Genomic DNA, 13,288 nt, shown 5'->3' with positions numbered 1-13,288 from the left:
AAGGGAATAGGAGAAGAATGTCTAAAATGAGAATGCAATTACATTATACGGATCCAGATTATGGTGATATTGGGTAAAAAGCGATGGAGAAAACCATCGCTTTTTCTCTATGTTGATCCACAGCTTCTAGCGCATCCTCGGAAATTAACTGTCATAATGGGATGAAATGCTTAATATGATGGTACAAATTATCTTTTATTTGTCTGGGGTGAGGATACGATGGTTTTAGAAGGGATGAATGATATATAAAGTGATACTTGTCTCTGTTCACACCTTGGACTGACAACTTTTGGGAGGCGAGTGAAGTGCATGACTACATCAGAGAAAGAACATTAAAGATTGGCAGGTACATTGTGGAAACAAAAAAAACCGTACGAGTAATCGCCAAAGAATTTGGAGTCTCAAAAAGTACCGTTCACAAAGATTTAACGGAACGTTTACCAGAGCTACATCCCGAATTAGCTAACGAAGTGAAAGTTGTTTTAAGTCATCATAAAGCAATACGACATTTGCGTGGTGGTGAAGCGACAAAAATGAAATATCAGCTCCATAGTAAAAAGACATCAACTGAATCTGAACAACTGTTGACCAAATAAGCTCTCAACATCCTCTCTAATTCATACATACCCTTCATTTCAACTCATACTTCTAATTATTTTCTAATATCTGATAAAATCCAACAATATATTTGAAATTAAATGACATTTTTATTGGAAAAATGTAACGACATTCTAAATTTTATGATATTATATATAATTAGAGGTATTCTGTACCATAATAGGAAAGCAAACAACTTTAGAACTACATACAAACCATAACATATTGACATAAACTAAAGCATGGTAATGAAATAGGGAGGATCAACATTCATGTTCTCAAGAGATATCGGAATAGACTTAGGAACGGCAAATGTATTAATTCATGTAAAAGGTAAAGGAATCGTCTTAGATGAGCCATCTGTAGTGGCAATGGATCGCAATACTGGAAAAGTGTTAGAAGTCGGCGAAGAAGCTCGGCGAATGGTTGGACGTACGCCAGGCAATATTGCAGCAATTCGACCGTTAAAAGACGGCGTTATTGCAGACTTTGATGTAACAGAGGCCATGTTAAAATATTTTATCAACAAAATTAATGTAAAAGGTTTCTTATCTAAGCCAAGAATGTTAATTTGTTGCCCAACCAACATAACAAAAGTGGAACAAAAGGCAATAAAGGAAGCTGCTGAAAAATCTGGCGGTAAAAAAGTATACTTAGAAGAAGAACCAAAAGTAGCTGCAATTGGCGCTGGCATGGATATTTTTCAGCCAAGTGGGAACATGGTAGTAGATATTGGTGGTGGTACAACAGATATCGCTGTACTTTCTATGGGGGATATCGTTACTGCACAATCCGTCAAAATGGCTGGAGATAAATTTGATGAAGAAATTCTTCAATATGTGAAGCGTAAATATAAATTACTAATTGGTGAACGAACGGCTGAAGATATTAAGATTAATGTCGCTACCGTATTCAAGGGAGCACGTAATGAAGAAATTGATATCCGTGGACGAGATATGGTAACAGGTTTACCAAGAACAATTACCATTTATTCTGCGGAAGTGGAAGAAGCATTACGTGAGTCTATTGCACTAATTGTACAATCAGCGAAAACCGTATTGGAAAAAACACCACCAGAATTATCCGCAGATATTATCGACAGGGGTGTTATCTTAACTGGTGGCGGTGCTTTGTTAAATGGACTGGATCAATTATTAGCGGAAGAATTAAAAGTTCCCGTTTTATTAGCGGAAGAACCAATGAATTGTGTAGCAAAAGGGACAGGCATTATGTTGGATAATATTGATAAATTAGAACGTTCTATTGTTTAATATTTCATACATAAAAATGGTTCGCTTCACATAGAGAGGAGTTCTACAGATGCTTAGAGGTTTTTATACGGCAACAAATGGAATGTTGGCACAACAGCGAAGACAAGAAGTGTTATCAAATAATATTACAAATGCACAGACGCCGGGGTATAAACAAGATCATGCAACACTGAGATCTTTTCCAGAATTATTAATTCAACGGATGGAAAATCGTGATATCCCTAGTTCTCAGAACACGACGGTACCAACCATGACGGAGATTGGAGCCATTAATACGGGTGTATATGTACAAGAAACAATTCCTGATTTTGTACAAGGATCCTTGAGAGAGACAGGTATTTCTACTGATGTCGCTTTAGTACAAGGAGAAACGCCAGATGAGGAAGGATCGATCTTTTTTAATGTGCAAAACGGTGAAGGCGAAGTCCGTTATACGAGAAATGGTAACTTTACAGTAGATGGTGAAGGGAACCTGACGACAAATCAAGGTCATTATGTATTAGATGCGGCCGGTAATCCGATTAATACCGATGGATTGGATTTTACGGTGACACCTGAAGGCGTTCTGGAATTAGATGGTGCTGAGGTTCCATTAGCTGTTTCCTATACTGCTAATCCGAACGACTTAGTGAAAAACGGCCAAGATTTATTTGAATTAAATGAAGATGGTGAAGCTTTGATCGATGCTAGAGGTGTTGCAGGATTGCAATTTAACGTGCAACAAAATCATCTGGAAAATTCAAATGTTGATGCAGCTCAAACGATGACAGATATGATGCAAGCATACCGAAGCTTTGAAGCCAATCAAAAAGTCGTTCAACAATATGACCGTAGTTTAGACAAAGCTGTCAATGAGATTGCAAGACTAGGATAGTAGAGGGGTGAACATGTATGACGAGAATGACTTTTCAAGCTGCCGCAACCATGGGGCAATTACAAAAAAGACTTGATAATATCGGGAACAATATCGCGAATTCGAATACCGTAGGCTATAAAAATCGTGATGCTAATTTTTCTTCTTTATTATCACAACAGATAAATACAGAACCAGACCCAACCAATCCGATAGGACGGCTCACACCTGATGGTCTGCGTGTTGGATCAGGGGCTAAGCTAGGTCATACCAATATTAACTTTGATCAAGGTTCCTTACAACGTACGGATCGAAATCTTGATGTAGCATTATTAGAAGACAATCATCTTTTTCAAGTAGCGGTGAACGAAAATGGTGAGGAAGAAGTGCGTTACACAAGAGCTGGGAACTTTTATTTAACACCTGTAGAAGGTGAGCAGGTAATGCTTGTAACTTCAGATGGAAATCCTGTTCTTGGCCAAGGTGGCGATCCAATTGTTCTAGCTAATAATATGGATGATCTAAATATTGAAGAGAATGGGCAAATTAATGTTACAAGAAATGGTGTGCAAATGATCGAAGGTGAACTTGCAGTAGTAGAAGCAGTTCGACCGCGATTATTAGAGGCTGCTGGAAGTAATTTATTCCGAATTTCTGAACAATCATTGGAAAGTTATCCATTTGACGATATTATCAATGGCGTAGGGTTTGCGGATGTCAATATGGAAAGTGGTGCATTAGAAGCATCAAATGTTGACATAGCCAAACAACAAACCGACATGATTGAAACACAAAGAGCCTATCAATTTAATGCAAGAACTATTTCCATGCACGACCAAATGAAAGGTCTTATTAACCAATTAAGATAAGTTAGTTTTTATGAATAAGGAGACACTTGTATGTCAAAGGATGCAAAAGCAAATAATACAACTAAAAACCAATCAGAGGAACAGAAGCAAATAAAAAAACAATCTTCAGCCAAGAAAGAAACAAGAGCGGCTAAAAAAGCAAAAAAGAAAGCAGAAAAAAAATATATCCGTCGATTTGTTCCAATTTGGATGAAGGTTCTGATTGTAATTGTTTTAAGTTTATTTGCTTTAATGATCGGTCTTATTATCGGGTTCAGTGTACTCGGCGAGGGCAGCCCACTCGACGTACTTAAATGGGAAACATGGCAGCATATTATCGATTTTGTAAGAGATGTGTAAGTCGTACAATTTTTGCGGAGATAATAATAATAAATGTAGTGTTACATCTGAGAAGATAGAGCACTGCATTTTTTTGTTGCTAAATCACTAGTTACATTAATATTTGAATATACTATGTTCAATCTATACAATTTATGAAAGTATTCATTTCCCCCCCTTTTTGATATACTTTTAAGGAAAAGAAAGGAGTTACATATCATGGACATTGAACAAATTAAAGAAACGATCCCGCATCGTTACCCATTCTTATTAGTAGATGCAATCACCGAACAAGAGGACGAACGAATTGTTGGAAAAAAGAATGTAACAATTAATGAACCTTTTTTTCAAGGGCACTTTCCAGATTATCCTGTCATGCCTGGCGTTTTAATTGTCGAAGCCTTAGCACAGGTTGGGGCAGTGGCGATCTTAAGTAAAGAAGAGAATAAAGGAAAAATTGGATTTTTAGCAGGAATTGATAAATGTCGTTTTAAGCGTCAAGTTAAACCTGGTGATACCTTGCACTTAGAAGTAGAAATTATACGAATTAAAGGACCTATTGGAAAAGGTAAAGCCGTAGCCAAAGTAGAAGGCGAACTTGCTTGCGAAGCAGAAATAACCTTTGCAGTAAAATAATAGGAGAGAAGCTTATCTTCAGGATGAGCTTCTCTTTTTTCATTAAAAAGCTTAATCTGAAATCTTCCTATGCTGATTAGAGTATACTGAACAAAATTTTTTTATAAGCTGGCATATTATGTAGTTTATTTGGTTAAGCTAGCATTGAACAAGAATTTAAGGAGGACATCTAATGGAATTAAAATACGTAAAGTATCTCTCAGCATTTTTATTATCACTTGCCTTTTTAGTTGGTTGTGCGCAAAGTGAGGATGAAGAAGCACCACTAGAAGAAGAACAGCCACAACAAGAAGAACAACAGCCAGAAGAAGAACCGCAGGAACAGCCACAAGAAGGACAAGAGAACGAAGAAGCACCAATGGAAGGTGAAGGTGAAGAAGGCGGTACAGGTGAAGATGTAGGCGAAAATGTTGAAGAAAACATGGATGAAGCAGAACAAAATATGGAAGATGCTGTTGAAAATGGCGAAGAAGAAATGAACAAGGAAAATAAAGAAGAATAAACAACAACTCCAAACAAATACGTTAAAAGATGGTTCCCTGATAAACAGCGAACCATCTTTTTTAAAAGTAAATGAAATCGTAACAAGAGCTAGAACAATCTCATCGGCATTATAGCAGAAAATAAGTCCATAAAAGCCGACGAGAAGCAATCTCATCGGCATTATAGCAGAAAATAAGTCCATAAATGCCGACGATAAGCAGTCTCATCGGCATTATAGCAGAAAATAAGGCCATAAATGCCGACGATAAGCAGTCTCATCGGCATTATAGCAGAAAATAAGGCCATAAAAGCCGACGAGAAGCAATCTCATCGGCATTATAGTAGAAAATAGGTTCATAAATGCCGACGAGGAACAATCTCATCGGCATTATAGCAGAAAATAAGTCCAGAAATCCCGGCGAGAAGTAATCTCATCGGCATTACAGTAGAAAATAAGTCCAGAAATGCCGACGAGGAGCATTCCTTTTCACAATTCAGTATGGAATAAATTGAAAAACTCAAGTCCTTCCCCAACCCGATAAACTTCATGGATAATGTTAGATCTTTTTTGCGAAATTAAGAACGTTCCAATCTGTGATAAGCTTTTCCCTACAAACAAATTAAGAGTAACAATTTGTAATCTTAAAATAATACTGCTATAATTATTTTCTGACTGACCAGTCATTCTTCAAAAAAGTGAAACCATTTAAATAGTCAAATCGTAGGAAAGAAAGTGAGGGGCTCCATGTGATAGACGATAAAAAAAAGCGCATGATTGAAGAAAGCATGAAGCTATTCTCGGAAAAAGGATTTCATTCCACATCCATTCAGGAAATAGCCGACAAAAGTAATGTTTCCAAAGGTGCATTCTACCTTCATTTTCAATCGAAGGATGAATTATTAATAGAAATTTATAGTTATTATTCTGAAGTTATCTTAGAAAAGATTGGATCTATTAATAGCAGAACCCATGATCCTTTAAAGCAATTTACAGAACAAATCGAAGCATTCCTTGGTTTATTCAAAGAACATAAAGAATATTTGATGATGCACGTCAGGGATAATATTAATCTTGGTGAGAAAATGAATGAGCTAATCTTTAGCTTACATAAGCAATCCTATAACTGGCTGGAGAATCAAATTATCATGATTTATGGAGAAAGGATCCAACCATACATTGTAGATGTTGTAATACAAATTGATGGCATCTTAAGCGGTTATTTTAAATGGATAGCGATCCATGATCTAAAGTTTGATAGCGAACAATTAGCGAAGTATATTATTGACAAAGTAGATGTGATCGTAAAGTCCATACTCCAGGAGAATCAACAGCCGATTTTCACATACCAGTCTTTATCCATGTTCAAGGAGCCAAGTGCACAAGAAATAATCCAACAAATAAAAAAACAAATCGAAAGGAGTGACAATCGCGAGCTGCTAGAAGCGATCCTCGTATTAGAAGAAGAATGGAATAAAAAAGAACCGAAAAAAATCATTATTCAAAGCATGTTAAAGCATTTAGAATCCAACACCACGATAAAAGAATTGATACGTAAGTTAAAAAAGTTTTTATAAAAAAGAGTCGAGAGGGGACAAACAAAAAATGAAGCGTTTATTATTGTTGCTGTTAATTGTAATCATCACGCTGGTTGCCTGTTCAGAAAATAACAACGAAGAGGAAGAGCAAGTAGAACGTGTGACACCTGTAGAGGTAGGAGAAGTAACAAAAGGTGATCTTGTTATGGAACGAAACTTTTATGGTCGTACGATGCCAAATCAGACGACACCAATCATTCCCTCTGTAGCTGGAGAGATTGACGAATTAGAGGTTGAAAATGGAGACAAAGTCGAAGAGGACGATGAAATTGCTACGATTTCAAGTCCACAAGGCACTATTAAAGTAGAAGCTCCAAGTACAGGGATTATTACGGAATTAGCGGCCCAAGAAGGATCCATGGTATCCAATCAGGAGCCGTTAGCGGTCATCATTGATCTAGAACAACTAACCGTTCAATTGCAAGTACCTGATGTGCAATTAGAATTATTTGAAAAAGGTAAACAGGTAACCCTTTTATTAGAAAGTGCAGAAGAAGAAACACACGAAGCTGAAATTGAATATGTAGCAAATGCAGCTAATGAGGCCGGGCTATTTCCAATTGATCTATCATTTGATAACGAAACAACCCATTATAAAGCGGGTGTGATCGCTACAGTTGTCTTAGAAGATACTGTGATTGAAGATTCATTATTAATTCCGACAACCGCATTAGTGGAAGATAATGATGAAACCTATGTCTTCACGACCGATGGCGAAACTGCCACTAAGGTAGAGGTAACGGTTCAAGCGACACAATCACAAACAACAGCCGTACAAGCGGAATTAAATGAAGGAGATCAAATTATTACAAGTGGACAATTAACACTTGTAGATGGCAATAAAATTAATGTGATCGAGGAGGATTAATCATGAAACTAGTTAATACATCCGTAAAACGACCAGTCGGGGTCATCATGATTGTCCTCGCCATTATTGCAATGGGCGTTATTTCAGTTCGAAATTTAGCGATTGATCTTTTTCCTGAAATTGATCTGCCAATTGCAGTGGTTGCGACTAGCTATCCAGATGCAGCACCTCAAGAAGTCGAAAAGTTAGTATCAGAACCAATGGAGAGTGGTCTTAGCTCGATAGAAGGGGTTAATTCGATTCAATCTCAATCCCAGTCCGGATCATCCCTCGTGATCATTATGTTTGAAAATGGTACCAACCTAGATAATGCCCTGCTTGAGGTTCGTGAGAGCGTCGATCAAGTAAAAGGCATGTTGCCAGATGGTGCGAATGATCCAAGTGTACTCAGATTCAATCCAAATCAATTGCCAATTATGTGGGTAGGCTTAACAGGCAGCGATACCACCACTCTGCAATCGGTAGCAGAAGATACCGTTCAGCCTTATTTTGAACGTCAAAGTGGTGTTGCTTCCGTCAGCATTGAAGGTGGAGAAGAGCGGGCGATTGAACTCGAGTTAGATCGATCTGCCATGACACAGTATGGTGTGTCGACCCAATTGATTCAGCAGTCATTAGCAGGAGCAAACCAATCCGCTTCAGCAGGTTCAATTCAAAAAGGAGATCAAGACCTCCAGCTTAGAATTGATGGATCATTTCAATCGGTTGACGATATTGCCAATACGATTATTCAAACACCCCAGGGTGCACAAATAAACGTGTCAGATATTGCCGAGGTTAATGATACCTTACAAAAGAATGGCACCACACTTGTTAACAATGAATCAGCAGTCGTTCTCAGTATCTTAAAACAATCAGACGGAAATACCGTCGATGTTTCTGATAATATTTTAGCGGCTGTTGAAGATTTGAATAAGGATTTACCAGGAGATGTGAACTTAGAAGTTGTAGTAGATACATCCGAATTTATAAAACAATCGATTAATTCAGTGATCCAGAATATGATTTTTGGCGGGATTTTTGCCTTACTGGTTTTACTTTTATTCCTGCGAAGTGTGAGAGCAACCCTGGTAATTGGTGTTTCGATTCCAATTGCGATTATCTCAACTTTTGTACTCTTATATTTTACAGGTGAGACATTAAACGTATTAACAATGGGTGGTCTTGCGCTCGGTATCGGGATGATGGTCGATAGTTCGATTGTTATTCTCGAAAACATTGTCTCCTACAGGCAGCAAGGGTATAAATTGAAGGAAGCAGCGGTCAAAGGGGCATCCGAATTAGCACCTGCAGTTATCGCTTCAACGACAACGACATTAGTCGTATTTTTACCAATTGTCTTTGTGGATGGAATAGCATCAGAGCTGTTCACACCATTAGCCTTAACGATTTCGTTTGCACTCGTCGCATCGTTAGCCGTTTCGATTACATTGATTCCGATGTTATCATCAAAACTATTAACAAAAGCAATGGAAGACCATGGCAGACGTTATTGGTTTGATCGCGTATTAAATAAAGTGATTGCAGGTTATCAGCGCGTCCTGGAAAAAGCATTAAAATTAAGAAAAACAACGATCGCAATTACGATTGCAGCCATCATTGGTAGTTTATGCTTAATACCTTTTATCGGAACTGCCTTTATTCCTGAAGGCGATCAAGGACAAGTAGGAATTACGGTTGAGACACCTACTGGAACAAATGAAGAAAAACGTCTTGCGATCACGGAAAAAGTAAATGAAAAACTTGCTGAATATGACGATATCATTGATGTTAGTTATGTAACAGTTGGAAGTAGTAACCCAGAACAAGCTGTGATGTCAGGCGGATCAGCTGCATCCTATCAGATTCAGTTAGTAGCAGCGGATGAACGATCAGAAACGACTGCCTCTTTTGTCCAGCAATTAGATGAAGACATGCAAGATATACCTGGAGCTGATATTACCGTAACAGAAGCAAGTTCAGGTGTAGGAGGCCTGGGTGATCCGATTCAAATTCAAATCTCTGGACCTGAAACAGATGTGTTACAAGAACTATCAGATCAAGTCTTACAGGTATTAGAAGATACAGAGGGAATCTATAATCCTACATCTTCTTTAGAAGATACACAGCCAGAGATGAACATCCAAGTCGATCGCGAACTGGCAGCCCAATATGGCTTATCCTATCAGGAAGTAATGAACCAGGTTCAGATTAGTTTCACGGGTCAGACGGTTATGCAGTACCGTGAAGATGGTGACGAGATGAATGTTACTTTAATGTTTCCGGAAGATGCGAGAACAACCATTAACGATTTAGAAAATGTTCTGATTCAAAACCAACAAGGAACATCGATACCATTAACAACGATTGCTGATTTTGAACAAGTCCAAAGTGCAGCAACGATCACAAGGCAGAACCAGCAACGTCAAGTAAATATTTCATCAGGTATTGAGGGGATGGATCTTGGAACGGTTTCTACAAATGTAGAATCAGCCTTAGACGGGATGAATTTCCCAGAGGATTATGACTACACCATTGGTGGTCAGGCAGAAGATATGACAGAAGCCTTTGCAGACTTAAGCTTGGCACTGATCTTATCGATCTTCTTAGTCTATGCCGTAATGGCAGTTCAATTTGAGAATTTCCTGTTCCCGTTAATTATCATGTTCTCGATGCCAGCAACAGCAGTAGGTGTGTTTGGTGGCCTATTTATCACAGGTCAACCATTATCGATAACCGCCTTCATCGGGGTGATCATGCTCGCCGGTATTGTCGTCAACAATGCGATCGTACTTGTCGATTACATTAATATTTTAAGAAGACGTGGACTGGATCGTCATGAAGCAATTGTCGAAGCCGGAAAAACAAGGATGCGTCCAATTCTGATGACAACCTTGACAACGATCCTAGCGATGGTACCACTCGCCCTAGGTTACGGAGAAGGCGCCGAAATGCAGCAACCAATGGCAATTACCGTTATCTTCGGTTTAGCCGTATCCAGTATGTTCACGTTAGTGTTAATACCAGTTGTTTACACGTATTTTGATAATTTGTCAGAGCGTGTGAAGGGATGGTTTGGGAAGAAGCCGAAGAAAGAGAAAGAAGTATAGTTGAAGAAATCCGAGATTAATGATAGTAAATTTCCCGCTGTCAAGTAGTCAGCGGGAATAATAAAAAAAATTCAGGAGGCTTAAGCCGTATATTCCATGTGGCTTAAGCCGTTTTTAACTATCGTGAGTGCCTCAGACATTCCAACCATCTCCATATGCTAATCTTTTTAGCAGAGGATATGGTAAAAGTTTTTGTGGATTTAAGTGTTACGTTAATTTTGTCAAGCTTCCACTTTTTTTGGTTTACTACATCGAAATCCAACTACTACAGCTAGAATAAATGACCATTATTTTTATCCTATAAAATTTTTAAAAGCCTTTGTTAAGGCCAAGGAAGTCTTTCCAAAACCAGCCATTTTCTAATAATCTCTGTGTAGTTCTTGAAATTTTAAAATTAACATCTATTTTTTACATTCGTATCTAGTTTCACGCAACGCTCCCTTGAGGTCTAAGACAACTCTGCTATCACCTAAGCATGAAGTGGCTGAACTGGCACTCTGTCCTATTCTTAATCAATTATTTTAAAAACGTTTTTACTATGGCTTTATATGCGTAATTTAAAAAGTACCATGTCGCAGGAATTAGGCTGAGTTTCTCTATTTTCCGATACACATACCAATTTTTTTTGGCTGCTTTAATTTTATTGCTTGATATAGAACCAGGAACTTTTCTGTAAAAAGCTAAATCAATATCCAGTCCATAAGCAGTATATTTTTCTTTTAATATTTTTAACCATAAAGCGAAATCTTGACGGGTTCTTATGTTGGGCATTGTAATGTCTTGGATTTCATGTTTGTCAAGAACAACAGTTAAGCAACCAATTGCCCCAGGATGACTTAAAAGATTTTTATAGTTTAGCATGTCTTTAGCTCGAACCATTTTATTTAATTTATTTCCATCCTTATCTATAAGAGAGTAGGAAGTGAAAGTGAAAAAGTAGTTATTTTTTTGCATAAAACTTATTTGAGTTTCTAACTTTTTTGAACTCCATATATCATCACTATCTAAAAAAGCAATGTATCTTCCGGATGCCAGGTTTATACCTGAATTTCTAGAGACTGCTGCTCCTTTATTTTCTTGATTTTGAATAAGTTTTAGTCTAGGATCTGAACTGATTTCCCCTTTAACTAATTCCACAGTATTATCAGATGAGCAGTCATCAATTATAATCATTTCCCAATTTTGATAACTCTGTGATTGGACTGATTCTATAGTTTTAACGACATAATCACTTGAATTGAATGTAGGTGTTATAACAGATACTAGTGGTTGATTGTTGTCCATAAAAAAACGTACTCCTTTTCAGTAGAAAAATTTAAAATTTTCTTGCATGATAAACTATTCAAGTATAAACTTAACTATGGTGATCAAGATTTAAAAATATAAAGTTATGATAACTTATTTTTATATAAAGGACAATAAGGATATTTACGTAGGTGATACATTGTTTAAAAAATTGTTTCAGTCAGCAACTATTTATGTTTCTTCAACTATATTAAACGCAGCAGTTCCATTTTTTCTAATTCCTATATATACACGTAATATGTCAACTGAAGATTATGGTCTTTTCTCTATGTTTCAAATGGTTTTACTAATATTTGGGCCTGTGGTTGGTCTAAGCATTCATGGGGCGGTTACTAGACAATATTTTGAAAGAGACAAAATAGATTTCGCAAAATATGTTACCAATACTTTACTTGTATTACTATCTAGTACAGTGATTATTTCGGTATTGAATTCTGTATTCAGTAATATTATTTTCAACCTGACTGATTTAAACTGGCGTTGGATTCAATTGGCTATACTTGTGGCAGCAAGTCAGTTTCTGTTTCAAGTAGTTCTAGTTCTTTTTCAGGTTCAACATCAACCGTATAAATATGGAGCTTTTTTAATAAGTCAGTCAATGCTTAACGGAATACTGTCGATCGTCTTAGTGGTGAATTTTAATATGGGCTGGCAAGGCGCTGTTTTAGGTTTGAGTATTTCGTATATCTTATATGGATTTATTGGGATATTTATAATAAAATCGCAAAAATTGTTGAAATTTCAGTATTCCTATTCATATATTAAACACGCTATAAAATTTGGAGTTCCACTAATTCCAGTTGTATTGGGTATGGCGTTAATAAATGTTTCGGATCGATTATTCATTAAAAACATAGTAGGTATAGAAGCTGCAGGTATTTATACGATAGGTTATCAAATATCAATGATATTAATGATTGTCATTAATTCATTTAACAAAGCGTGGGTACCCTGGTTTTTTGAAAGATTAAAGCTGGATCAATTAATTGTTAGAAAAAGGATTGTCAAATTTACTTACTTCTATTTTATAATAGTGATTGTAGCTGCGGTAGTATTGGGTATATTATCCCCATATATTATTTCGTTTTATGTAGCAGAAGAGTTTCATGATGCTAGTAAATTTGTTCTATGGATTTCTATTGGATATGCTTTTAATGGAATGTATAAAATGATGACGAATTATGTTCATTATGCTCAGAAAACACATCTAAACTTTGGTGTTATGATAATTGTAGTTCCACTAAATTTAATACTAAACAATTTATTTATAACTCATTTTGGGGCAATAGGAGCTTCATATGCATCTGCCTTATCATTTCTGTTGGCTTTTGTATTAATGTGGGTCCTTTCATCAAAAGTCTACTCAATGCCTTGGTTTAGTTTACTAAAAAAAAGATAATTTT

General features: G+C 36.8%; 12 protein-coding genes. 11 read left to right on the top strand and 1 reads right to left on the bottom strand.

Features of this window, described 5'->3' with window-relative positions; translation table 11 throughout:
• Window positions 1-305 precede the first annotated feature (305 nt).
• From spoIIID to BUC25_RS02980, 10 genes are all read left to right on the top strand, one after another.
• Complete coding sequence (gene spoIIID / locus BUC25_RS03025; protein WP_073199525.1) at window positions 306-596, top strand: sporulation transcriptional regulator SpoIIID; 291 nt, start codon at window positions 306-308, stop codon at window positions 594-596.
• Between the two features lie 273 nt (window positions 597-869).
• Window positions 870-1,868, top strand: coding sequence for a rod shape-determining protein (mreB, locus tag BUC25_RS03020; RefSeq protein WP_073199523.1), 999 nt, complete (start codon window positions 870-872; stop codon window positions 1,866-1,868).
• Between the two features lie 49 nt (window positions 1,869-1,917).
• Window positions 1,918-2,742: a flagellar hook-basal body protein gene (locus BUC25_RS03015; protein WP_073199521.1), complete on the top strand. Its 825-nt coding sequence runs from the start codon at window positions 1,918-1,920 to the stop codon at window positions 2,740-2,742.
• Window positions 2,743-2,759: 17 nt separating this feature from the next.
• Window positions 2,760-3,590, top strand: a complete 831-nt coding sequence (locus tag BUC25_RS03010; protein WP_073199519.1) for a flagellar hook-basal body protein — start codon at window positions 2,760-2,762, stop codon at window positions 3,588-3,590.
• Between the two features lie 30 nt (window positions 3,591-3,620).
• Window positions 3,621-3,929 carry a DNA-directed RNA polymerase subunit beta gene (locus tag BUC25_RS03005; RefSeq protein ID WP_073199516.1) on the top strand — a complete coding sequence of 103 codons (309 nt, stop codon included), beginning with the start codon at window positions 3,621-3,623 and terminating at the stop codon, window positions 3,927-3,929.
• A 198-nt stretch (window positions 3,930-4,127) separates the two neighbouring features.
• Window positions 4,128-4,544: a 3-hydroxyacyl-ACP dehydratase FabZ gene (fabZ, locus tag BUC25_RS03000; RefSeq protein WP_073199514.1), complete on the top strand. Its 417-nt coding sequence runs from the start codon at window positions 4,128-4,130 to the stop codon at window positions 4,542-4,544.
• 172 nt (window positions 4,545-4,716) lie between these two features.
• Window positions 4,717-5,046: a hypothetical protein gene (locus BUC25_RS18935; protein ID WP_084543337.1), complete on the top strand. Its 330-nt coding sequence runs from the start codon at window positions 4,717-4,719 to the stop codon at window positions 5,044-5,046.
• Between the two features lie 728 nt (window positions 5,047-5,774).
• A complete protein-coding gene (locus BUC25_RS02990) occupies window positions 5,775-6,602 on the top strand; it encodes a TetR/AcrR family transcriptional regulator (protein WP_073199512.1) in 828 nt (275 codons plus the stop codon).
• Window positions 6,603-6,630: 28 nt separating this feature from the next.
• A complete protein-coding gene (locus BUC25_RS02985; RefSeq protein WP_073199509.1) occupies window positions 6,631-7,491 on the top strand; it encodes an efflux RND transporter periplasmic adaptor subunit in 861 nt (286 codons plus the stop codon).
• A 2-nt stretch (window positions 7,492-7,493) separates the two neighbouring features.
• A complete protein-coding gene (locus BUC25_RS02980) occupies window positions 7,494-10,580 on the top strand; it encodes an efflux RND transporter permease subunit (RefSeq protein WP_073199507.1) in 3,087 nt (1,028 codons plus the stop codon).
• A 516-nt stretch (window positions 10,581-11,096) separates the two neighbouring features.
• Here the strand turns inward: BUC25_RS02980 and BUC25_RS02975 are convergent.
• A complete protein-coding gene (locus BUC25_RS02975) occupies window positions 11,097-11,864 on the bottom strand; it encodes a glycosyltransferase family 2 protein (protein ID WP_073199505.1) in 768 nt (255 codons plus the stop codon).
• Window positions 11,865-12,024: 160 nt separating this feature from the next.
• On the opposite strand from BUC25_RS02975, the gene BUC25_RS02970 reads away from it, so the two are divergent.
• Window positions 12,025-13,284 carry a lipopolysaccharide biosynthesis protein gene (locus BUC25_RS02970; protein ID WP_073200473.1) on the top strand — a complete coding sequence of 420 codons (1,260 nt, stop codon included), beginning with the start codon at window positions 12,025-12,027 and terminating at the stop codon, window positions 13,282-13,284.
• Window positions 13,285-13,288 lie beyond the last annotated feature (4 nt).

It is taken from the genome of Gracilibacillus kekensis, from assembly GCF_900143085.1.
GTDB lineage: Bacteria > Bacillota > Bacilli > Bacillales > Amphibacillaceae > Gracilibacillus > Gracilibacillus kekensis.
The sequence above is the reverse complement of the archived record's forward strand: the minus strand, read 5'-3'. Positions and strand labels throughout refer to the sequence as shown.